General features: G+C 66.4%; 20 protein-coding genes and 1 other RNA gene. 18 read left to right on the forward strand and 3 right to left on the reverse strand.

Annotated elements, in window-relative coordinates:
• Positions 1–180 precede the first annotated feature (180 nt).
• On the reverse strand, positions 181–507 hold the full coding sequence (gene trxA / locus BBJ41_RS02850) for a thioredoxin TrxA (RefSeq protein WP_069745231.1): 327 nt from the start codon (positions 505–507) through the stop codon (positions 181–183).
• Positions 508–895: 388 nt separating this feature from the next.
• Here trxA and ffs point away from each other — a divergent pair.
• From ffs to BBJ41_RS02900, 10 genes are all read left to right on the forward strand, one after another.
• Positions 896–994: signal recognition particle sRNA small type (ffs, locus tag BBJ41_RS02855), an RNA gene on the forward strand.
• A 128-nt stretch (positions 995–1122) separates the two neighbouring features.
• Complete coding sequence (locus BBJ41_RS02860) at positions 1123–3501, forward strand: DNA polymerase III subunit gamma/tau (RefSeq protein WP_069745232.1); 2379 nt, start codon at positions 1123–1125, stop codon at positions 3499–3501.
• A gap of 94 nt (positions 3502–3595) precedes the next feature.
• A complete protein-coding gene (locus tag BBJ41_RS02865) occupies positions 3596–3922 on the forward strand; it encodes a YbaB/EbfC family nucleoid-associated protein (RefSeq protein ID WP_069745233.1) in 327 nt (108 codons plus the stop codon).
• Between the two features lie 31 nt (positions 3923–3953).
• Positions 3954–4550 (forward strand): recombination mediator RecR, encoded by a 597-nt coding sequence (gene recR / locus BBJ41_RS02870; RefSeq protein ID WP_034181272.1) that lies wholly within the window; start codon positions 3954–3956, stop codon positions 4548–4550.
• A gap of 48 nt (positions 4551–4598) precedes the next feature.
• Positions 4599–5804 carry a CaiB/BaiF CoA transferase family protein gene (locus BBJ41_RS02875; protein ID WP_069745234.1) on the forward strand — a complete coding sequence of 402 codons (1206 nt, stop codon included), beginning with the start codon at positions 4599–4601 and terminating at the stop codon, positions 5802–5804.
• A gap of 116 nt (positions 5805–5920) precedes the next feature.
• Positions 5921–6682, forward strand: coding sequence for a 5'/3'-nucleotidase SurE (gene surE / locus BBJ41_RS02880; protein WP_069745235.1), 762 nt, complete (start codon positions 5921–5923; stop codon positions 6680–6682).
• Complete coding sequence (locus tag BBJ41_RS02885) at positions 6679–7611, forward strand: protein-L-isoaspartate(D-aspartate) O-methyltransferase (protein ID WP_069747550.1); 933 nt, start codon at positions 6679–6681, stop codon at positions 7609–7611. Before surE ends, BBJ41_RS02885 begins: the two co-directional genes overlap by 4 nt.
• 5 nt (positions 7612–7616) lie before the next feature.
• On the forward strand, positions 7617–8504 hold the full coding sequence (locus tag BBJ41_RS02890; RefSeq protein WP_069745236.1) for a peptidoglycan DD-metalloendopeptidase family protein: 888 nt from the start codon (positions 7617–7619) through the stop codon (positions 8502–8504).
• 11 nt (positions 8505–8515) lie between these two features.
• Complete coding sequence (gene rpoS, locus BBJ41_RS02895) at positions 8516–9604, forward strand: RNA polymerase sigma factor RpoS (RefSeq protein WP_069745237.1); 1089 nt, start codon at positions 8516–8518, stop codon at positions 9602–9604.
• A gap of 3 nt (positions 9605–9607) precedes the next feature.
• Entirely contained in the window at positions 9608–10384 is a 777-nt protein-coding gene (locus tag BBJ41_RS02900; protein WP_069745238.1) for a 3'-5' exonuclease, read from the forward strand.
• A 30-nt stretch (positions 10385–10414) separates the two neighbouring features.
• Here BBJ41_RS02900 and BBJ41_RS02905 read toward each other — a convergent pair whose 3' ends face one another.
• Entirely contained in the window at positions 10415–11269 is an 855-nt protein-coding gene (locus BBJ41_RS02905) for an endonuclease/exonuclease/phosphatase family protein (protein WP_069745239.1), read from the reverse strand.
• Between the two features lie 207 nt (positions 11270–11476).
• Here BBJ41_RS02905 and rlmD point away from each other — a divergent pair, with 207 nt between their 5' ends.
• Positions 11477–12874 carry a 23S rRNA (uracil(1939)-C(5))-methyltransferase RlmD gene (rlmD, locus tag BBJ41_RS02910; protein WP_083281897.1) on the forward strand — a complete coding sequence of 466 codons (1398 nt, stop codon included), beginning with the start codon at positions 11477–11479 and terminating at the stop codon, positions 12872–12874.
• 63 nt (positions 12875–12937) lie between these two features.
• Here rlmD and BBJ41_RS02915 read toward each other — a convergent pair whose 3' ends face one another.
• The gene (locus BBJ41_RS02915; RefSeq protein ID WP_006484459.1) at positions 12938–13636 is read right to left on the reverse strand and encodes a Bax inhibitor-1/YccA family protein; all 699 of its coding nucleotides are present in this window, start codon (positions 13634–13636) and stop codon (positions 12938–12940) included.
• A 249-nt stretch (positions 13637–13885) separates the two neighbouring features.
• Here BBJ41_RS02915 and ndk point away from each other — a divergent pair, with 249 nt between their 5' ends.
• From ndk to bamB, 7 genes are all read left to right on the forward strand, one after another.
• Positions 13886–14311, forward strand: coding sequence for a nucleoside-diphosphate kinase (gene ndk / locus BBJ41_RS02920; RefSeq protein WP_011352265.1), 426 nt, complete (start codon positions 13886–13888; stop codon positions 14309–14311).
• A gap of 55 nt (positions 14312–14366) precedes the next feature.
• On the forward strand, positions 14367–15506 hold the full coding sequence (rlmN, locus tag BBJ41_RS02925) for a dual-specificity RNA methyltransferase RlmN (RefSeq protein WP_006484457.1): 1140 nt from the start codon (positions 14367–14369) through the stop codon (positions 15504–15506).
• A gap of 150 nt (positions 15507–15656) precedes the next feature.
• Positions 15657–16685, forward strand: a complete 1029-nt coding sequence (locus BBJ41_RS02930) for a helix-turn-helix domain-containing protein (RefSeq protein ID WP_069745241.1) — start codon at positions 15657–15659, stop codon at positions 16683–16685.
• A 112-nt stretch (positions 16686–16797) separates the two neighbouring features.
• Positions 16798–18105, forward strand: a complete 1308-nt coding sequence (gene ispG, locus BBJ41_RS02935; protein WP_069747551.1) for a flavodoxin-dependent (E)-4-hydroxy-3-methylbut-2-enyl-diphosphate synthase — start codon at positions 16798–16800, stop codon at positions 18103–18105.
• A 16-nt stretch (positions 18106–18121) separates the two neighbouring features.
• On the forward strand, positions 18122–19462 hold the full coding sequence (hisS, locus tag BBJ41_RS02940) for a histidine--tRNA ligase (RefSeq protein WP_069745242.1): 1341 nt from the start codon (positions 18122–18124) through the stop codon (positions 19460–19462).
• 55 nt (positions 19463–19517) lie between these two features.
• Positions 19518–20147 carry a tetratricopeptide repeat protein gene (locus tag BBJ41_RS02945; RefSeq protein ID WP_069745243.1) on the forward strand — a complete coding sequence of 210 codons (630 nt, stop codon included), beginning with the start codon at positions 19518–19520 and terminating at the stop codon, positions 20145–20147.
• Positions 20148–20188: 41 nt separating this feature from the next.
• Positions 20189–21334 (forward strand): outer membrane protein assembly factor BamB, encoded by a 1146-nt coding sequence (gene bamB, locus BBJ41_RS02950; RefSeq protein WP_069745244.1) that lies wholly within the window; start codon positions 20189–20191, stop codon positions 21332–21334.
• Positions 21335–21511 lie beyond the last annotated feature (177 nt).

Here is a 21511-nt window from a genome sequence, read left to right on the forward strand (position 1 = left end):
AGGGAGGAGAAGCGACGAAAGAAATAAGGGAGGAGGGCGAGCGGAAGCGCTCAGAGACTTAAATGCGTCTTGTAGACGTTTTTTAATTCTAGCATAGGCCGATTCGCGCTTGAGCGGCCGATCGGCGGCTTGTCGACGGACGTGTTGCCGGTTGACAACACGTCCGCGGAACTGCCGGTATTACAGGTGGCTGTCCAGGAATGCGGTGAGCTGCGACTTCGACAGCGCGCCGACCTTCTGCGCGGCGGCCGCGCCGTTCTTGAACAGGATCAGCGTCGGGATGCCGCGCACGCCGAACTTCGCGGGCGTCGCCTGGTTGTCGTCGACGTTGATCTTCGCGATCTGCAGCTTGTCGCCGTAGTCCTTCGCGACTTCGTCGAGGATCGAGGCGATCATCTTGCACGGGCCGCACCATTCGGCCCAGAAATCGACGAGCACGGGCTTGTCGGACTTGACGACGTCCTGTTCGAACGATGCGTCGCTGATGTGTTTGATCTGTTCGCTCATTGGGTCAATACCTCTTACGGTTCGGGGACTGCCTGCTTGCGCGTTGCAGCGTACCGGCCGCCATGGGCTGCCGATCGCTGCGGCAGGTCACTCTGCTCCCCGGAAAGGAGGTGCGAAAGCGCTGCATGCCGCGGCTCGCGGGTCGTTCGGGCGTCATATTAGCCTAAATTGCTATCTGCTGCGGGCGGCGATAGTAGCCGCTTCGCGAGTAGGGGTACGACGCGACGTTCGACCGCCGTACCCAGGAGGTGGAGGTCGGCTCGTAAATTACAAGGGGGCGGGCACACGTGCGATTCGCACGGCCGGGCACGCGCCGGTTTGCTCGGCCTTTCGCATTGATGCGAACAAACGGTCGCATTCATCCTGAAGCGGTGATACAATTCGCCGTGACGGGCCTCCTCGCATGGTGGGGCGGTGAACCTGGTCAGGTCGGGAACGAAGCAGCCACAATCGTTTTCCGCCAGTGCCGAGGGTCGGGCTCGTCACCTTCCTTCTCGCCCCGTTCGCCGGGCGATTTTTATTTCTGCGCCACACTCCGTTTTTACCTGCGCTTTGGCCGTCTTCCGCACCGTTTCGCGTGTCGGCGCGACGCAGCGTTACTGATACAATTTCCCGATGACCTATCAAGTTCTCGCACGCAAGTGGCGTCCGAAGGATTTCGCTTCGCTCGTCGGCCAGGAGCACGTCGTCAGGGCGCTCACGCACGCGCTCGACGGCGGGCGTCTCCATCACGCCTATCTGTTTACCGGAACCCGCGGTGTCGGCAAGACGACGCTGTCGCGGATCTTCGCGAAGGCACTCAACTGTGAAACCGGCGTCACGTCGCAGCCGTGCGGCGTGTGCCGTGCCTGTCGCGAAATCGACGAAGGCCGTTTCGTCGATTACGTCGAGATGGATGCTGCGAGCAATCGCGGCGTCGACGAGATGGCCGCGCTGCTTGAGCGCGCGGTGTACGCGCCCGTCGATGCGCGCTTCAAGGTCTACATGATCGACGAAGTGCACATGCTGACGAATCACGCGTTCAACGCGATGCTGAAGACGCTCGAAGAGCCGCCGCCGCACGTCAAGTTCATCCTCGCGACGACCGATCCGCAGAAAATTCCCGTCACCGTGCTGTCGCGCTGCCTGCAGTTCAACCTGAAGCAGATGCCGGCCGGGCACATCGTGTCGCATCTCGAGCGGATCCTCGGCGAAGAGCAGATCACGTTCGAGCCGCAGGCGCTGCGCCTGCTCGCGCGCGCGGCGCAAGGCAGCATGCGCGATGCGCTGTCCCTCACCGACCAGGCGATCGCCTATTCGGCGAACGAGGTAACCGAGTCGGCCGTGTCGGGCATGCTTGGCGCGCTCGACCAGACGTACATGGTGCGCCTGCTCGATGCGCTCGCGGCCGGCAACGGCCCGGAAATCCTCGCGATTGCCGACGAGATGTCGCTGCGCAGCCTGTCGTTCTCGACCGCGCTGCAGGATCTCGCGAGCCTGCTGCATCGGATTGCGTGGGCGCAGTTCGCGCCGGGTTCGGTGCTCGACGAATGGCCGGAAGCCTCCGATCTGCGTCGCTTCGCGGAGACGCTGAGCGCCGAGCAGGTTCAGCTGTTCTATCAGATCGCGACGGTCGGGCGCGCGGAGCTCGGCCTGGCGCCTGACGAGTACGCCGGTTTCACGATGACGCTGCTGCGGATGCTCGCGTTCGAGCCGGCCGTTGCCGCCGGCAGTGCGCCTGGCGGCCAGCCGTCCGCGCCGCGAGCCGTGCCGGGACCGCGCGCGGCTGCGGCCGCGGCCTCAACTGCTGCGGCGAAGCCGGTATCGGCTGCACCTGCCGAGGCAGTGCGTCCGCAGGCTGCCGTGCCGACTGCGCCCGTTGCGCGTCCGGCGCCGGTGCAATCCGGCGAAGAGGCCGGCCGGCCGGCCGTGAAGGCGGCTGCCGTCCAGGCGTCCGCACCGGCTCCGGCCGATGTGCAAGTGATCGAGGCGCCGGAGCCGGAAAAGGATATGGCGTCGCAGGCGGCGACGGCGGACGATACGCCGCCGCCCGCCCGCAAGGAACCCGAGCAGCCTGCCGCTGCCGTAGCCGCTGCTGCCACGCCTGTTGCGCTGCGAAACGACGAACCGGCTGCGCCGGCCGATCCGGTGCCGCGCGCTGCGTCGCCCGAGCCCGTCGCGCGTTCGGCGGCGCGTTCAGGCGGTGCGGCCGCCGCGCTCGACGTGCTGCGCAATGCCGGGATGCGCGTGTCGTCCGACCGCGCTCGGGCAGGTGCTGCGCCGAAACCGGCGGCCCAGCCGGCCGCCGAGAAACCGGCCGCAGCGCGTCCTGCCGTGTCGGTGCCGACTCCACGTGCTGCCGCCCGTGCGCCGCATGCGGCTGATTCGCGTCAGGCTTCGCCGCCGTGGGAGGACATCCCGCCGGACGACTACGTCCCGCTCAGCGCCGACGAAATGTTCGGCGGTCCGCCCGATGACGGTTTCGTACCCGTGTTCGACAGCGGCCCCGACGACGTGCGCGTGATGCCGAAGGCGGCGGAAACCCGTCCGTCAGCACCGGTCGACACGCGGCCGTTGCCGCCCGCGATCGCGCTCGATCCGATCGGCTTCGACGGCGAATGGCCGGCGCTCGCCGCACAGTTGCCGCTCAAGGGCGTCGCTTACCAGCTCGCGTTCAACAGCGAACTGACGGCTGTGGATGCAACGACGTTGAAACTTTCCGTGCCGGTGCCGCAATATGCGGACGCCGCGCAGGTTGCAAAGCTGAAGGCTGCGCTGGCCGATGCGCTCGGCAAGCCGGTCGAGGTGGCGGTCGAGGTCGGGCCCGCACGCCGGACGGCGGCCGCGCTCGACGCAGCCGCGCGCGCGGCACGCCAGCGCGAGGCGGAGCAGGAGATTCACGGCGATCCGTTCGTCCAGCAGCTCGTACGCGACTTCGGTGCGCGTATCGTCGAAGGCTCGGTGCGTCCGCTCGCCGATTCGGCGCCGGACGGCCAGCCGCCGACGCTGCATTGAACTGAGCGCACAGCGACAGGCACAATCACGCCCGCACACATTGGCCGGCACGCGCCGCGTGCCGGTTTTCACACGATCAAGAAGGAGTATTCCCATGTTGAAAGGCAACCTCGCCGGACTGATGAAGCAAGCGCAGCAAATGCAGGAAAACATGAAGAAGATGCAGGAGCAGCTTGCGCTGATCGAAGTCGAAGGGCAGTCGGGGGCGGGTCTCGTCAAGGTGACGATGACGTGCCGCAACGAAGTGCGTCGCGTGGCGATCGACCCGAGCCTGCTCGCGGACGACAAGGACATGCTCGAGGATCTCGTCGCGGCAGCGGTCAACGATGCCGTGCGCAAGGCCGAAGCGACGTCGCAGGAAAAGATGAGCGGCATGACGTCGGGCCTGCCGCTGCCCCCGGGCTTCAAGCTGCCGTTCTGAACGCGGCGTCCTTGCCACTTTTTGCCGCCGTATGAAACAGCCGTCCGCCCTGTCCGCTCTCGTCGAAGCATTGCGCGTGCTGCCCGGCGTCGGGCCGAAATCCGCGCAGCGCATGGCGGTCCACCTGATGCAGCACGATCGGGAGGGCGCGGAGCGGCTCGGCCGGTCGCTGCTGTTCGCGACCGAGCACCTGCAGCACTGCGAGAAGTGCAATACGTTCACCGAAGCGCAGATCTGCGAGGTCTGCAGCGACGAGGAGCGTGATCCGACGCTGCTGTGCGTCGTCGAGACGCCTGCCGACCAGATCATGCTCGAGCAGACGATGACGTACCGCGGGCTGTATTTCGTGCTGATGGGGCGACTGAGCCCGCTCGACGGGATCGGTCCGAAGGAAATCCATTTCGACCGCCTCGTGCGGCGCGCGTCCGACGGCATCGTCAAGGAAGTCGTGCTCGCGACCAACTTCACGAACGAAGGCGAAGCCACCGCGCACTACCTCGGCCAGACGCTGAAGGCGCGCGGGCTCGCGGTCACGCGCCTCGCGCGCGGCGTGCCGGTGGGCGGCGAGCTCGAATACGTCGACGCGGGCACCATCGCCCGCGCGATGCTCGACCGCCGCACGATGTAAGCCGGGCGCCGCCTGCGGGCGGCGCCGTTCCTCATGCCAGGGAGACACATGAGCACCAGCCAGGGCCCGCTCGCGGGCGTCAAAGTGCTCGAATTCGGAACGCTGATCGCGGGGCCGTTCGCGTCGCGGCTGTTCGCCGAATTCGGCGCGGAAGTGATCAAGATCGAGGATCCGAACGGCGGCGACCCGCTGCGCAAGTGGCGCAAGCTCCATCCGGAGCAGGGCGGCACGTCGCTATGGTGGTCCGTCCAGGCGCGCAACAAGAAATCGGTCACGCTCAACCTGAAATCCGATGCCGGCAAGGCGATCGCGCGGCAACTCGCGAGCGAAGCCGACATCGTGATCGAGAACTTCCGTCCGGGCCTGCTCGAAAAGCTCGGGCTCGGCTACGACGTGCTGTCGGCCGACAACCCGGGCCTCGTGATGGTGCGCCTGTCCGGCTACGGGCAGACCGGCCCGTACCGCGACCGCCCCGGCTTCGGCGCGATCGCCGAATCGATGGGCGGCCTGCGCCACATCACCGGTTATCCCGATCTGCCGCCGCCGCGCATCGGCATCTCGATCGGCGATTCGATCGCCGCGCTGCACGGCGTGATCGGCGCGCTGATGGCGCTTCATCACCGCAAGGTCAATGGCGGTGCGGGGCAGGTGGTCGACGTTGCACTGTACGAAGCCGTCTTCAACATGATGGAAAGCGTCGTGCCCGAATACGGCGTGTACGGGATGGTGCGCGAGCGCACCGGCGCGTCGCTGCCGGGCATCGTGCCGTCGAATACGTACGCATGCCGCGACGGCAGCATCGTGATCGGCGGCAACAGCGACCCGATCTTCAAGCGGTTGATGAGGGCGATCGAGCGCGACGACCTCGCCGACGATCCCGCACTCGCGCAGAACGACGGGCGCGTGCCGCGCACGCAGGAGATCGACGACGCGATTGCCGCGTGGCTCGCGCCGCGCACGATCGACGATGCGCTCGTCGTGCTCAACGCGGCCGACGTGCCGGCCGGGCGTATCTACAGCGCCGCCGACATGTTCACCGACCCGCAGTTCGTCGCACGGCAGATGATCCAGCGTTTCAAGCTGGCCGACGGCACCGACATTCCACTGCCGAACATCACGCCGAAGCTGTCGGACACGCCGGGCGAAACGCGCTGGCTCGGGCCCGAGCTCGGCGAGCATACGGACGAGGTGCTGCGCGGCCTCGGCTACGACGCGCAGGCGATTGCCGCACTGCGCGAGGCAGGCGCGATCTGAGCGCGGAACGCCGCCGCGCAATGCGGCGGCGCATCGTGCGCGCATGCGCGCACCTGCCCCTCCGCGGCCGCCGGACTGTCGCTCTCGCGCCATCTTTCCTCGGTTACAATCGCCGGATGCGAATCCTACTCAGCAACGACGACGGCTATCTTGCCCCCGGTCTCGCCGCGCTCAGCGAAGCGCTGCAGCCGCTGGCCGAACTCACGGTGATCGCGCCCGAGCAGAACTGCAGCGGCGCGTCGAATTCCCTGACGCTGTCGCGGCCGCTGTCGGTGCAGCGCGCGGCGGGTACGGGTTTCTTCTACGTGAACGGTACGCCGACAGATTCGGTGCACGTTGCGTTGACCGGGATGACCGACGCGAAGCCGGACCTCGTCGTGTCGGGGATCAACAACGGCCAGAACATGGGCGAAGACACGCTCTATTCGGGGACAGTTGCAGCCGCCACCGAAGGCATCATGTTCGGCGTTCCGGCCATTGCGTTCTCGCTGGCCGACAAGGGTTGGGCCCACCTGGCGGACGCCGCGCGCGTCGCCGCGGAAATCGTCGAGCACTACCTCGCGCATCCGCTGCCGGGCCACCCGCTGCTGAACGTCAATATCCCGAACCTGCCGTACGACGCGCTGAAGGGCTGGCAGGTCACGCGCCTCGGCAAGCGCCATCCGTCGCAGCCGGTGATCCGCCAGACCGACCCGCGCGGCGAGCCGGTCTACTGGATCGGCGCGGCAGGCGCAGCGCTGGACGCGAGCGAGGGCACCGATTTCCACGCCGTCGCAAACGGTTTCGTGTCGATCACGCCGCTGCAGCTCGATCTCACGCATACACAGATGTTGCTTGCGACGCGCGAATGGGCGCGCGCCGGAGGGCGGGTTTCATGAGCGGCGAGCGCGCGAAGCGGTTCCCGCTCGCGCTCGAAGATCTCAAGCGAGCGCCACGCAAGTCGGAAGGTCGGGCCGGCGAACGCCATGCGGCGGTCGCGGCGCCGAAGGCGGCCGACAAGCCCGCGGCCGTGCTGAAACCGGTTGCGGTGAAGCCGGCTGCGCTGCGGACGGCACTGCCCGGTTCCGCCGCCGCGAAGCCTGTGACCGCGCCGAAGCCGACCGCGCTGAAGCCTGCGCTGCCGAAGCCGGCTGCGCCGAGCGTCGCGCCGGCCGGCGCGTTCGCGCTCACGTCGGAACGCGTGCGCGAGCGGATGGTCGAACGGCTGCGTGCGAACGGCGTGACCGATGCGCGCGTGCTGGAAGCGATGGCCGCGGTGCCGCGCCACATGTTCGTGGATCCGGGGCTCGCGACGCAGGCCTACGAGGATTCCGCGTTGCCGATCGGTCACCAGCAGACAATTTCCAAGCCGTCGGTCGTCGCGCGCATGATCGAGCTCGCGATGGCCGGCCGCACACTCGAGCGCGTCCTCGAGATCGGCACGGGCTGCGGCTATCAGGCCGCCGTGCTGAGCCACGTGGCACGCGACGTGTATTCGATTGAACGCATCAAGCCGCTCTACGAGCGCGCAAAGCTGAACCTGCGGCCGCTGCGCGTGCCGAACATCCGTCTGCACTACGGCGACGGGCGTGTCGGCCTGCCGTCCGCGGCCCCGTTCGACGCGATCGTGATCGCGGCGGCGGGGCTCGACGTGCCGCAGGCGCTGCTCGAGCAGCTCGCGATCGGCGGGCGGCTCGTCGCGCCGGTCGGCGCGCAGAGCGGGCAGCACCAGGTGCTCACGCTCGTCGAGCGCGTCGCGCACGCGCAATGGCGAGAGTCCCGGCTTGATCGCGTTTTCTTTGTCCCTTTAAAATCCGGAGTGATTTGAAACCGATGAGTATGTTGCGCGCGATGCAAAACAACCGATCCAGGGAACCGCTCACGCTCGCCCAGCGCGCGATCTGTGTGGCTGCGTTCTCCACGTTACTGGCCGCGTGTGCGACGCGGCTCGACAACGCGCCCGTCGTCGACCGCTCCGGGTCGCTCGGCACGAGCGCCTCCGCGCAGCCCGCGGTACCGCTCGGCCCGCCGCCGCCTGGTTTCTACCGCGTGAAGCCGGGCGACACGCTGTACCGGATTGCGCTCGAGAACGGGCAGAATTATCGCGACATCGCCACCTGGAACAACCTGGCGAACCCGAACCAGATCGAAGTCGACCAGTTGCTGCGCGTCGCGCCGCCGGGCGGCGCCGCGGTTGCGGGTATGCCGGCCACTGCGCCGATCGCGGGCGCAGCCGTCGCGACCGCGCCGCTGAGCAGCGGCCCTGCGACGCCGGCTGCCGGCACGTCGTCCACGCTCGCGACGCCGCCGGCTGCGGCGACCGGGTCGAGCGACACGGCGGCGGCCCCGAGCGGCCCCGTGACGTTCGCGTGGCCCGCGCGCGGCCCCGTGCTGAACGGGTTCGACGATGCGAAGAACAAGGGTGTCAACATCGGCGGCTCGGCCGGCGAGGCCGTGAAGGCGGCAGCCGATGGCCGCGTTGTCTACTCGGGCAACGGCCTGCGTGGCTACGGCAACCTCATTATCATCAAACACGATGCAACTTACCTCACGGCGTATGCACACAATCGCGCTTTGATGGTAAAAGAGGGGGACGCGGTAACGAAGGGGCAGAAGATCGCCGAGATGGGTAACAGCGATTCCGACCGCGTGATGCTGCATTTCGAGGTACGCCGGCAGGGTAAGCCTGTCGATCCGCTGAAGTATTTGCCGCCTCAATAACCGAGACGACCATGCCGAAATCGAAGCGCCACGAGCCGCAAGCCGAGTCTGAGAAGATCAGTCGTGCCACGCAAGCATCGGTGGGGCGAGCTGGCGCTTCGACGGACGACGAAGACGACGTCGCGGAAAACGAACGTGATCTCGAGGCGCGCGACGCCGAGGCGGACGGTGGCGACGACGAACGCGAAAGCCGTCCGGAAGCATCGCCCGATGTCGACGATTTCCGCACGCTGCTGCAGGCCGAACTCACGGCCGACACGATCCAGCATTACCTGAACCGCATCAGCGTGAAGCCGCTGCTGACCGTCGAGGAAGAGCAGCGCTATTCCCGTCTCGCGAAGGCCGGCGAATTCGAGGCGCGGCAGGTGATGATCGAACGCAACCTGCGTCTCGTCGTCAGCATCGCGAAGGGGTATCTGAACCGCGGCGTGCCGCTGCTCGACCTGATCGAGGAAGGCAACCTCGGCCTGATGCACGCGATCGAGAAGTTCGACCCGACGCGCGGCTTCCGTTTCTCGACCTATGCGACGTGGTGGATCCGCCAGAGCATCGAGCGGGCCATCATGAACCAGGCCCGCACGGTGCGCCTGCCGGTGCACGTGATCCGCGAGCTGAACCAGGTGCTGCGTGCGAAGCGCCACCTCGAAAAGAATTCGATGTCGACGGGCGAGGCGGCCGAGCGCCGCGAAGCCAGTATCGACGACATCGCCTATCTCACCGGCAAGACCGCCGAGGAAGTCACCGACATCCTCGCGCTCAACGAGCACACGGCGTCGCTCGACGCGCCGCTCGACCTCGATCCCGCAAGCAGCCTGCTCGACCTGTTGCCCGACGACCAGAGCCAGTCGCCCGACGCCGAAGTGCAGCACCGCGAGCTCGAGACGCTCACGCGGGCGTGGCTGTCGCGACTGTCCGACAAGCATCGGCACGTGATCGAGCGCCGCTTCGGCCTGAACCACATCGAACCGGCGACGCTCGAGGAGCTGGCCGACGAGATGGGGCTCACGCGCGAGCGCGTGCGGCAGATCCAGCAGGAAGCGCTGGTGCGCCTCAAGCGGTTCTTTGCCTCCAATGGCGTGCGCAAGGACGCCGTTCTGTAACTGATGACTCCGATTCTTGTTTTTGACATCGAGACGATTCCCGATGTCGACGGCATTCGCCGTCTGGAAGCGCTGCCCGCGACGCTCGACGATGCCGCGGTGGCCGAACATGCCTTCGCCGCCCGCCGCGAGAAGACCGGCAGCGATTTCCTGCCGCACCACCTGCAGCGCATCGCGGCGATCTCGTGCGTGTTTCGCGACAACAACGGTTTTCGCGTCCGTTCGCTCGGCACGCCGCAGGACAACGAAGCAGCGCTGATCCAGTCGTTCTACCGCGTGATCGAGAAATACACGCCGCAGCTCGTATCGTGGAACGGCGGCGGCTTCGACCTGCCGGTGCTGCATTACCGTGCGCTCTTGCACGGCATCCCCGCGACCCGCTACTGGGATCTCGGCGAGGACGACCGTGAATTCAAGTGGAACAACTACATCTCGCGCTATCACTCGCGGCATACCGATCTGATGGACGTGCTCGCGATGTATCAGGCGCGCGCGAATGCGCCGCTCGACGCGCTCGCGAAGCTGTGCGGCTTTCCGGGCAAGCTCGGGATGGACGGCAGTCAGGTGTGGCCGGCATTCCAGGACGGTCGGATCGACGAAATTCGCAATTATTGCGAGACCGACGTCGTCAACACGTACCTGCTGTATTGCCGGTTCCAGTTGATGCGCGGCGGCCTGACGCAGAGCGAGTATGCGGACGAGATTTTGCTCGTCAAGAACGCACTCGCTCAGGAGCCCGCATCGCACTGGGCCGAATATCTGGCCGGCTTCGACGCGTAACGCGGGCGTGCCGCGCCGCGATCTGTCCGATCACGCGAGTTCGAGCAGCACCGGCTGGTGATCCGACGCGCGTACGTCGCCGTCGATCTCGCAGCGCGTGACGCGCGGCAGCAGCGTGTCGGTCACGAATACGAAGTCGCACGCGAGCGGCCCCTCCGACCATTGCACCGTATCGTAGACGCCGGCCGTCGGCGGTGGCGTGCGACCGGGGTGCCGCGCGATCCACGCGTCGACGAAGCCCGGCGCACCGGTGATCGGCTCGAGAAAGCGACGGTATGCATCGCTGCCGAACGCGCTGTTGAAATCACCGCAGACGATCGCATCGCGCGGCTGGCCGGTCGCACTGAACGGCCCGTCGGTCGTTTCGGCGGGGGCGGGCCATTGCGCGTGTGCGCAAGCCTCGCGATGCCGGTCGCGCAGCGCGTCGACCTGCGCAAGCCGCTGGCGCGGGGAATAGTATTCGAGATGCGTGGTGACCACGCGTAGCGGGCCGAACGGCGCCTGCAGTTCGACGTCGAGCGCGACGCGCGGCATCGACGGCGTGCCGGCGTCGGCCGGCCACGGCAGCAACTGGCGCAGCACACGCCCGACCGGCAGCCGCGTTGCGATCGCGTTGCCGAACTGGCGGCGCGGTGCACCGGGCTCGACGGCCGGCAGGTCGGCGCCGATCGCTTCGATGATCGTATGGCCGGGCAGCAGCGCCGCGAGCTCCGCGAACTGGTCGGGGCCGGGCTGGTCGGGCAGTGCGCCGAAGCCGCGCGTCACCTCCTGCAGGCACAGCACGTCGAAATCGCCGAGCCGGCGGATTGCTGCGACGGTGCGCGAAAGGTCGACGACGCCGTCCGCGTCCCGACCCCATTGAATGTTCCAGTCGATCAGTCGCATGGTCGAACCTCCTGCCGGGCGGATTTCGGGCTTCGAGCCTGTCCGGACCGGCCTTGCGGCGCAGCCGGCGCGAGCTGCCCGCCGGCCGGCGCCGGCGTGATGCCGGGCCGGGCGCGCATCCGTGTCGATTCGGTCCACGCAAAGCGGGCGATGCGGGCCTTCGTCGTCTACAATCTCGCCTTCTTCAACGTTTGTCAGGAAAAGCTGGTGTCCGAAGCCGTCCCTACTTCTGCGCGCAAATCGAAAAATGCGCCCGTCGCGCCCGGGATCGCCCCGGTTCTCGAGATCGAATCGCTCGACATGGAAGCGCGCGGTGTCGGCCGCACGACGACCGAGGACGGTCAGCCGGGCAAGGTCATCTTCGTCGAGGGTGCATTGCCGGGCGAGCGCGTGACCTATTCGAGCTACCGCCGCAAGCCGAGCTACGAGCAGGCGACGGTTGTCGACATTCTGCGCCCGAGCGTGATGCGCACGCAGCCGAAATGCAAGTTCTTCGGTACCTGCGGCGGCTGCTCGATGCAGCATCTCGACATGCGTGCGCAGGTGGCGGTCAAGCAGCGCGTGCTCGAAGACAACCTGTGGCACCTGGCGAAGCTGCGTGCGGAAACGATGTTCGCGCCGATCCACGGCCCGTCGTGGGGCTATCGCTACCGCGCGCGCCTGACCGTGCGCAACGTGGCGAAGAAGGGCGGCGTGCTGGTCGGTTTCCACGAAAAAAAGAGCAGCTACGTCGCCGACATGACGAGCTGCGAAGTGCTGCCGCCGCACGTGTCGGCGATGCTCGTGCCGCTGCGCCGGCTCGTCGAGGGGCTGTCGATCCGCGATCGGATGCCGCAGATCGAGCTCGCAGTCGGATCGGAGGTCACGGCGCTCGTGCTGCGCGTGCTGGAGCCGATCAACACCGATGACGAAGCGTTGCTGCGCGCCTTCGCGGACGAGCACAAGGTGCAGTTCTGGCTGCAGCCGAAGGGGCCGGACACGGTGACGCCGTTCTATCCGCTGGATGTATCGCTCGACTATACGCTGCCGGAATTCGGCATTCGCATGCCGTTCAAGCCGACCGATTTCACGCAGGTCAACCACCAGATCAACCGCGTACTGGTGGGCCGCGCGCTGCGCCTGCTCGCGCCGTCGCGCGACGATCGTGTGCTCGACCTGTTCTGCGGGATCGGCAACTTCACGCTGCCGCTCGCGCGGCTGTCGCGCGAGGTGATGGGCATCGAAGGCAGTGAAACGCTGACGACGCGCGCACTGGCGAACGCGCGTGAGAACGGAGTCGACGGTCACACGACGTTCGCGTGCCGGAACCTCTTTGAAGTGACGGGCGACGACATCCGTGCGCTCGGCGCATTCGACAAGTTCCTGATCGATCCGCCGCGCGAAGGCGCGCTCGCGGTGTCGAAGGCGCTGGCCGAGATCGCGCAGAGCGGCGAAGGCCCGCTGCCGAAGCGGATCGTCTACGTGTCGTGCAACCCGTCGACGCTGGCGCGCGATGCGGGCCTGCTCGTGCACGAGGCCGGTTACCGGCTGAAGGGCGCCGGTGTCGTGAACATGTTCCCGAATACGTCGCACGTCGAATCGATCGCGCTGTTCGAGCGCGACTGAGCCGGGCGGCGGACGTAAAAAAACCGGCCCGAGGGCCGGTTTTTTCATCGTGCGTGGCGAGCGTCAGTTGCGGTTGCCGCCGAAGATGCCGAGCAGCGCGAGCAGGTTCGTGAACACGTTGTACAGGTCGAGGTAGATCGCGAGCGTTGCCGAGATGTAGTTCGTCTCGCCGCCGTTCACGACGCGCTGGACGTCGAACAGCATGTACGCGGAGAAGATCGCGATCGCGAGTACCGATACGGTCAGCATCAGCGCCGGCAGTTGCAGGAAGATGTTCGCGACCGACGCGAGCAGGATCACGATCACGCCCATGAACAGCCACTTGCCGAGCCCCGAGAAATCACGCTTGCTGACGGTGGCGATCGTCGCCATCGTGGCGAAGATGATGCCGGTGCCGCCGAACGCGAGCATGATCAGCGACGGGCCGTTCGAGAAGCCGAGGATGAAGCTCAGCAGCCGCGACAGCATCAGGCCCATGAAGAACGTGAAGCCGAGCAGCACGAACACGCCGGCCGCGCTGTTTTTCGTCCGCTCGATCGCGAACATGAAGCCGAACGCGATCGCGAAGAACGCGAGCAGGCTCATCATCGGGCTCGTGGCCGCGAACAGCGAGAAGCCCGTCGCGACGCCGACCCAGGCGCCCAGCACGGTGGGGACCATCGACAGCGCGAGCAGCCAGTACGTGTTCCGCAGCACGCGGTTGCGAACCTCGGCGGTGCTGACGGAACCGCCGCGGCCGAAATTGTACGGATAGTCGTTCATGGTTTCTCCTAACATTGAACGCGTAGGCGTTCGGGGCCGGTTCGGCGCGCGCGGTGTGCGGCGCAGCAAACCGGAGCAGCTATGGCTAAGATACGTTCCGCGCCGGGAGGTTTCAATGGCTGCGCGGCGCAAAACATATGGATTCGGAACCTTTCACATGTGTAAGGGTTCAATCGCAATGATACACGGGATCGTGCTACAATAGCGGATTCATTTGAACCTGTAACTTCTTAATTTTTTGGAGTTTTTATGGCAATCGAGCGCACCCTGTCGATCATCAAGCCGGATGCGGTGGCAAAGAACGTGATCGGCCAGATCTACAGCCGTTTCGAAGGCGCCGGCCTGAAGATCGTCGCATCGCGCATGGCACACCTGTCGCGTGCTGACGCAGAGAAGTTCTACGCGGTTCACGCAGCGCGTCCGTTCTTCAAGGACCTCGTCGATTTCATGATCTCGGGCCCGGTGATGATCCAGGTTCTGGAAGGTGAAGGCGCGATCCTGAAGAACCGCGACCTGATGGGCGCAACGGATCCGAAGAAGGCGGAAAAGGGCACGATCCGCGCCGACTTCGCAGACAGCATCGACGCGAACGCCGTTCACGGCTCGGACGCTGCAGAAACGGCAGCGGTCGAAGTCGCGTTCTTCTTCCCGGAAATGAACGTTTACTCGCGTTAAGCCCTGGCTGACAGCAGGTAGGCAGGATTCAGCGTACGCGGCAAGGCAGCACATCATGACGAGCGAAACTTCCGTCAATCTTCTCGACTTCGATGCCGAGGGTCTTGTCGCGTACTGCGGCAGCCTGGGCGAGAAGCCGTTCCGCGCCAAGCAGTTGCAGCGCTGGATCCACCAGTACAACGCCGGCGATTTCGACGGCATGACTGATCTCGCAAAGTCCTTGAGAGAAAAACTCAAGGGCCGCGCGTCGATCGTGATGCCGGAAATCGCCAGCGATCACGTTTCCACCGACGGCACGCGCAAGTGGCTGATCGACGTCGGAAACGGCAATGCGGTCGAAACCGTGTTCATCCCGGAAGAGACGCGCGGCACGCTGTGCGTGTCGTCGCAGGCCGGGTGCGCGGTCAACTGCCGCTTCTGTTCGACGGGCAAGCAGGGCTTTTCCCGCAACCTGTCGACAGCCGAAATCATCGGCCAGCTTCGGATGGCCGAGTTTGCATTGCGAGCGTCGCTGGGCCGCGCGCCCGGCCCGAACGGCAAGGCCGAGCGGGTCGTCACCAACGTGGTGATGATGGGCATGGGCGAGCCGCTCCTGAATTACAGCGCGGTCGTGCCGGCGATGCGCCTGATGCTCGACGATAACGCATACGGCCTGTCGCGCCGCCGCGTCACGCTGTCGACGTCCGGCGTGGTGCCGATGATGGACCGCCTCGGCGCCGAGTTGCCGGTCGCGCTGGCCGTTTCGCTGCACGCGCCGAACGATGCGCTGCGCGACGAGCTGGTGCCGCTCAACAAGAAGTATCCGCTTCGCGAGCTGATGGCTGCGTGCCAGCGCTATCTGAAAGTCGCGCCGCGCGACTTCATTACTTTCGAATACTGCATGCTCGACGGCGTCAACGACACCGAAGCGCATGCGCGCGAACTGCTGGCCGTCACACGCGACGTGCCGTGCAAGTTCAACCTGATCCCGTTCAATCCGTTTCCGGAATCGGGCCTCATCCGCTCGAAGCCGGAGCAGATCAAGCGCTTTGCGCAGGTCCTCATCGATGCGGGCGTCGTCACGACCGTGCGCAAGACGCGCGGCGACGACATCGATGCCGCGTGCGGCCAGCTGGCCGGCGCGGTGAAGGACCGCACGCGCCTCGCGGAACGAACGGGCGCAGCAGGAAAAATCATCGAAGTTCGGGCGGTTTGACGGGGATGCCCGAACCTTTTGGCGGTACAACACGCGAATAGCGATCGGTCGCGGCGCCACGGCGCCGCGCATGGTATGAACAGTTGCGGGTGTCGGCCGGCGGGAGCTGGCGGCGGCCGCCAGTGAAGAAGAATCGACGCGAGGACAAGGATGAGTGAGCCGCAGCCGACTAACGGCGCAGAGACGAATGCCGCAAAGCCGGCGCTGGCGGGACTGGAATCGCTGGCGGCGGTCGGTAGCCGGCTGGCGCAGCTTCGGGAGACGAAGGGCTGGACGGTCGACGACGTGTCGGCGCGGCTCAAGGTCGCACCGCAGAAGCTTCGGGCGCTCGAGGCCGGCGACATCAGTCATTTGCCTGGTGTGACGTTCGCGCTTGGTGTCGTGCGCAGCTACGCGAAGATGCTCGGCGTCGACCCGGAACCGTTCGCGCAGGCGCTGCGCCGCGAGCGCGGGGTGCCGGAGGTCGACCTGTCGATGCCCGCGTCGTCGGGGACTGATCTGCCGCGCGGCCGCGTGTCGATTCCGCTGGGCGGCTCGTCGCGCCACCATCCGTGGCTGTGGGGAACGGGGATCGTCGTCGTCGCGGTGGTCGCTGTCTTGATGTGGCACACTGGCGGCGATTCGTCGAGCCTGCTTGCGCGCTTGAAGGGCGGCGACACCGAGCATGCGTCGGCCGCGAGCGCGCCGGCGGCTGCTTCCTCTTCCGTCGAAGAGGCGGCCGCAAGCGGCGCGTCGGCAGTGGCCGCCAATGAGGTTCCGGCCCCGGCTGCGACGTCCGCGGCAGCGACGCAAGCGATCGCGTCCGCCGTGTCGGTAGTGGCGACACCTGCGGCGCCGGCCGTGACGGCGCCTGCTTCGCAGCCCGTCGTGGCAACGACGGCGGCAAGCGCCGCCGTGCCGGCCCAGCCGGCCAGCGTCGTGGTCGCGGCAGGTCAGTCGATGATCGAACTGAAGGTCAAGCAGGATTGCTGGTTCAGCGTACGCGACAAGAACGGCAAGGAGCTGTTCTCGGCGATGGTGCGGGCCGGCGAGACGAAGCAGGTCGCCGGCGACGGGCCGTTCAAGGTCACGATCGGCAACAAGGCAGGCCTCGACGCAGTCGCGTTCGACGGAAAACCTGTCGATCCGGCAAAATATTCGGCAGCGCGGGGTAATGTGGCGCGGTTCACGTTGCCCTGACGTCAAGCGCCGTGGCGAAGGCCTGTCGTCGATATCGGCAGGCCGTGAGGGCACGGCGCTTTTTCAATACATGCGCCGCGTCGCGGCGCATTCCGCGTAAATGGATCTATCGATGCAATCCGAAGCTCAATCCCCACGCAGCAGTCAGATTTGTTCAACCGAGCCGGTGTTCGGCGGGCATCAGCCGCGTCGCGTGTCGCATGCGGTGGATGTCCGTTGGGGCGGGCAGCTCGTGACGATCGGCGGCGACGCGCCGGTGCGCGTGCAGTCGATGACGAATACCGACACGGCCGACGCGATCGGCACGGCAATCCAGATCAAGGAACTCGCGAACGCGGGCTCCGAGCTGGTGCGCATCACGGTCAACACGCCCGAGGCCGCGGCCGCCGTGCCGGCGGTCCGCGAGCAGCTCGACCGGATGGGCGTGACCGTGCCGCTCGTCGGCGATTTCCACTACAACGGCCACCTGCTGCTGCGCGACTACCCGGGTTGCGCGGAGTCGCTGTCGAAGTACCGGATCAACCCCGGCAACGTCGGTCAGGGCGCGAAGCGCGACACGCAGTTCGCGCAGATGATCGAGATCGCGGCCAAGTACGACAAGCCGGTGCGGATCGGCGTGAACTGGGGCAGCCTCGACCAGGACCTGCTCGCGCGCATGATGGATGAAAACGGCGCGCGCGCGCAGCCGTGGGATGCGCAAAGCGTGATGTACGAGGCGCTGATCCAGTCGGCGATCGGCTCGGCCGAGCGCGCGGTCGAATTGGGCCTCGGCCGCGACCGCATCGTGCTGTCGTGCAAGGTCAGCGGCGTGCAGGACCTGATCGCCGTGTATCGCGAACTCAGCCGCCGCTGCGGCTTTGCGCTGCACCTCGGGCTGACCGAGGCCGGCATGGGTTCGAAGGGCATCGTCGCATCGACGGCTGCGCTCGGCGTGCTGCTGCAGGAAGGGATCGGCGACACGATCCGCATCTCGCTGACGCCGGAGCCGGGCGCGTCGCGCACGGGCGAAGTGATCGTCGGTCAGGAAATCCTGCAGACGATGGGCCTGCGTTCGTTCGCGCCGATGGTGATCGCGTGCCCGGGCTGCGGCCGCACGACGAGCACGCTGTTCCAGGAACTCGCGATGCAGATCCAGACCTACCTGCGCGAGCAGATGCCCGTCTGGCGCAAGGAATACCCGGGCGTCGAGAAGATGAACGTCGCGGTGATGGGCTGCATCGTCAACGGCCCGGGCGAATCGAAGCACGCGAACATCGGCATCAGCCTGCCGGGTTCGGGCGAGAACCCGGCCGCGCCCGTCTTCATCGACGGCGAGAAGGTCAAGACGCTGCGCGGCGAGCGGATCGCCGAGGAATTCCAGCAGATCGTCAGCGACTATGTCGCACGCAATTATGGCCGCGCCGATGCGGCCGTGAACTAATTCGTCAACACACACGATGACTGAACAGAAACGCAAAATCGAGAAGCTCACGGGCGTCAAGGGCATGAACGACATCCTCCCGCAGGATGCCGGCCTGTGGGAGTTCTTCGAAGCCACCGTGAAATCGCTGCTGCGCGCCTACGGTTACCAGAACATCCGCACGCCGATCGTCGAGCACACGCAGCTCTTCACGCGCGGCATCGGCGAAGTCACGGACATCGTCGAGAAGGAGATGTACAGCTTCACCGACGCGCTGAACGGCGAGAACCTGACGATGCGCCCGGAGAACACCGCCGCCGTCGTGCGGGCGTCGATCGAGCACAACATGCTGTACGACGGCCCGAAGCGCCTGTGGTACATCGGCCCGATGTTCCGTCACGAGCGTCCGCAGCGCGGCCGCTACCGCCAGTTCCACCAGGTCGGCGTCGAGGCGCTCGGCTTCGCGGGCCCGGATGCGGATGCCGAGATCATCATGATGTGTCAGCGCCTGTGGGATGACCTCGGCCTGACCGGCATCAAGCTCGAGATCAACTCGCTCGGCCTCGCCGAAGAGCGCGCCGCGCATCGCGTCGAACTGATCAAGTACCTCGAACAGTTCGCCGACGTGCTCGACGAAGACGCGAAGCGCCGCCTGTATACGAACCCGCTGCGCGTGCTCGACACGAAGAATCCCGCGCTGCAGGAGATCGCGCAGAACGCACCGAAGCTGATCGACTTCCTCGGCGACGAATCGCGCGCGCATTTCGAAGGCCTGCAACGCCTGCTGCTCGCGAACAACATTCCGTTCAAGATCAACCCGCGTCTCGTGCGCGGCCTCGACTATTACAACCTGACCGTGTTCGAGTGGGTGACCGACAAGCTTGGCGCGCAGGGCACGGTCGCGGCCGGCGGTCGCTACGATCCGTTGATCGAGCAGCTCGGCGGCAAGCCGACCGCCGCGTGCGGCTGGGCGATGGGCATCGAGCGCATCCTCGAACTGCTGAAGGAAGAGGATCTCGCGCCCGAGCAGGAAGGTGTCGACGTCTACGTCGTGCACCAGGGCGAGACCGCGCGCGAACAGGCGTTCATCGCGGCGGAGCGCCTGCGCGACACGGGTCTCGACGTGATCTTCCACTGCAGCGCCGACGGCGCGACGGCAAGCTTCAAGTCGCAGATGAAGCGGGCCGACGCGAGCGGCGCGGCGTTCGCGGTGATCTTCGGCGAAGAGGAAGTCGCGAACGGCACGGTGGGCGTGAAAGCATTGCGCGGTGCGGGCGAAGACGGGGAAAAGAACGTTCAGCAGACCGTACCGGTCGAAAGCTTGACCGAATTCCTAATCAATGCGATGGTTGCATCCGCCGAAGACGGCGACGACTGATCGCGCTGGCATTCGCTCGACAAGAAAGGCCTGAACAGGAAGGAATCGCTCGCCGATGAGTTATCACGACGAACAAGAATCGATTGAAAGTCTCAAGGCGTGGTGGGCCCGCTGGGGTAACCTCACCACGTGGATCGTGCTCGCGGCGCTCGTCGTCGCAGCCGGTTTCAACGGCTGGAATTACTGGCAGCGCCGTCAGGCTGCCGAGGCATCCGGGCTGTACGAGCAGGTCCAGAAGGCCGCCGCCGCGAACGACAAGACGACGATGGCCCGTGCGGCCGCCGACATGGAAGACAAGTTCGGCAGCACGCCGTATGCGCAGATGACGGCACTCGCGGCCGCGAAGGTGCTGTACGCGTCCGGCGATGCGGCTGGCGCGAAGGCACAGCTGCAATGGGCGGCCGATCACGCCAAGGACGACGAGTACAAGCAGATCGCGAAGCTGCGTCTCGCGTCGTTGCTGCTCGACGAGAAGGCGTACGATGCGGGTCTCGCGCTGCTCTCGGGTACGCCGGTCGATGCATTCAAGGGCCTCGTGGCGGATCGCCGCGGCGATCTGCTTGCCGCGCAAGGCAAGACCGACGATGCGCGCGCCGCTTACAAGCTCGCGCTCGACGGCCTGTCGAAGGACGACCAGTCCGCACGCCAGCTCGTGCAGTTCAAGCTGGACGCGCTCGGCGGCTGAATCCCGGTCCCCTCAACCTCTTAACTCTGCTTCGCTAACCGATGAATTTGCTGAAACGTTACGCTGTGCCCGTTGCCTGCGCGGCGGCTGTCCTGGCATTGGCGGCCTGCTCGTCGTCGAAGGACGCGCGCCGCGTGCCGACGCCGCTCACCGAGTTCAAGCCCGTCATGGACGTGCAACAGGTCTGGAAGGCGAGCGTCGGCAAGGGCGGACGCTACCTGTTCTCGCCGGTGGCCGTGGGCGACGCCGTCTATGCGGCGGGCGAGAACGGTTCGGTCGAGAAGATCGACGCGAAGACGGGCCAGACGGTCTGGCGCTCGAAGGTCGATTCGGACCTGTCGGCCGGTGTCGGTAGCGACGGCAACCTGACCGCGGTCGGCGCGCTGAAGGGCGGCGTGTTCGTGCTGGGCCCGGATGGCAAGCAACTGTGGAAGACCAGCGTGCAGGGCGAGATCTTCTCGCCGCCGCTCGTCGGCAACGGTCTCGTAGTCGTCCGCACGATCGACGGCCAGGTGATCGCGTTCAACGCGCAGACGGGCGAGCAGAAGTGGAACTACCGCAACCGCGCGGTTCCGCTGAACCTGCGCGTGTCGGCCGGCATGACGTTCGCGGGTGACGCGGCGGTGCTGGCGGGCTTCCCCGGCGGCGGCCTCGTCGCGATCAACCTGCAGACGGGCGAGCCGTTCTGGCAGACGCCCGTGTCGTTCCCGAAGGGCGTCACCGAAGTCGAGCGCATCAACGACGTCAGCGGCCCGCCAACGCTCGTGGGCGCGGAGGCCTGCGCGGTGACGTTCCAGGGCCAGCTCGGCTGCTTCGATGCGAACTCGGGCCGCCCGCTGTGGGAAAAGGCGTTCTCGAGCCGCAGCGGTCTCGCCCAGGACGATTCGGTCGTCGCAGGCGGCGACGACTGGTCGGTCGTGACGGCGTACGATGCGGCCTCCGGCAACCAGCTCTGGCGCAACGACAAGCTGAAGAGCCGTGACGTCGGCGTGCCGTACCTGCTCGGGCATGCAGTCGTGATGGGCGATTACAAGGGCTTCGTGCACTTCCTGTCGCGCGAAGACGGCAGCTTCATCGCGCGGATGAAGACCGACGGCAGCGCGATTACGGCGGCGCCGGTCCTCGCGGGCAATACGCTCGTCGTGCAGACGAAGGACGGCGGCCTGTACGGGTTCCGTCCGCGCTGACGCGCAGGAAACATGCGCGGTCGCGGCGTGGCGGGCTTGTCCCGCGCGAGCGCGCCGCGCGAAATGAAGGCGGCCGGTGTTCCCGGCCGCTCGGTATTTGAAAGGCAGTTCGAAACGAAAGACGACGGCGCGCAACGCGCGCCCGGCGCGCGCATCCGGCGCGGCGCGAATTCGTGA

This window comes from Burkholderia stabilis (assembly GCF_001742165.1).
In the GTDB taxonomy this organism is placed as follows: Bacteria; Pseudomonadota; Gammaproteobacteria; order Burkholderiales; family Burkholderiaceae; genus Burkholderia; species Burkholderia stabilis.

Bases quoted from the DNA above. Each gene is read 5' to 3' on its own strand.
- BBJ41_RS02905 (WP_069745239.1), bottom strand. From the start codon at position 11,269: ATGCGACTGATCGACTGGAACATTCAATGGGGTCGGGACGCGGACGGC.
- BBJ41_RS02945 (WP_069745243.1), top strand. From the start codon at position 19,518: ATGAGTTATCACGACGAACAAGAATCGATTGAAAGTCTCAAGGCGTGG.
- BBJ41_RS02860 (WP_069745232.1), top strand. From the start codon at position 1,123: ATGACCTATCAAGTTCTCGCACGCAAGTGGCGTCCGAAGGATTTCGCT.
- BBJ41_RS02900 (WP_069745238.1), top strand. From the start codon at position 9,608: ATGACTCCGATTCTTGTTTTTGACATCGAGACGATTCCCGATGTCGAC.
- surE (WP_069745235.1), top strand. From the start codon at position 5,921: ATGCGAATCCTACTCAGCAACGACGACGGCTATCTTGCCCCCGGTCTC.
- rlmN (WP_006484457.1), top strand. From the start codon at position 14,367: ATGACGAGCGAAACTTCCGTCAATCTTCTCGACTTCGATGCCGAGGGT.
- ndk (WP_011352265.1), top strand. From the start codon at position 13,886: ATGGCAATCGAGCGCACCCTGTCGATCATCAAGCCGGATGCGGTGGCA.
- ispG (WP_069747551.1), top strand. From the start codon at position 16,798: ATGCAATCCGAAGCTCAATCCCCACGCAGCAGTCAGATTTGTTCAACC.
- BBJ41_RS02890 (WP_069745236.1), top strand. From the start codon at position 7,617: ATGAGTATGTTGCGCGCGATGCAAAACAACCGATCCAGGGAACCGCTC.
- BBJ41_RS02930 (WP_069745241.1), top strand. From the start codon at position 15,657: ATGAGTGAGCCGCAGCCGACTAACGGCGCAGAGACGAATGCCGCAAAG.
- BBJ41_RS02865 (WP_069745233.1), top strand. From the start codon at position 3,596: ATGTTGAAAGGCAACCTCGCCGGACTGATGAAGCAAGCGCAGCAAATG.
- trxA (WP_069745231.1), bottom strand. From the start codon at position 507: ATGAGCGAACAGATCAAACACATCAGCGACGCATCGTTCGAACAGGAC.
- hisS (WP_069745242.1), top strand. From the start codon at position 18,122: ATGACTGAACAGAAACGCAAAATCGAGAAGCTCACGGGCGTCAAGGGC.
- BBJ41_RS02915 (WP_006484459.1), bottom strand. From the start codon at position 13,636: ATGAACGACTATCCGTACAATTTCGGCCGCGGCGGTTCCGTCAGCACC.
- bamB (WP_069745244.1), top strand. From the start codon at position 20,189: ATGAATTTGCTGAAACGTTACGCTGTGCCCGTTGCCTGCGCGGCGGCT.
- BBJ41_RS02885 (WP_069747550.1), top strand. From the start codon at position 6,679: ATGAGCGGCGAGCGCGCGAAGCGGTTCCCGCTCGCGCTCGAAGATCTC.
- rpoS (WP_069745237.1), top strand. From the start codon at position 8,516: ATGCCGAAATCGAAGCGCCACGAGCCGCAAGCCGAGTCTGAGAAGATC.
- BBJ41_RS02875 (WP_069745234.1), top strand. From the start codon at position 4,599: ATGAGCACCAGCCAGGGCCCGCTCGCGGGCGTCAAAGTGCTCGAATTC.
- recR (WP_034181272.1), top strand. From the start codon at position 3,954: ATGAAACAGCCGTCCGCCCTGTCCGCTCTCGTCGAAGCATTGCGCGTG.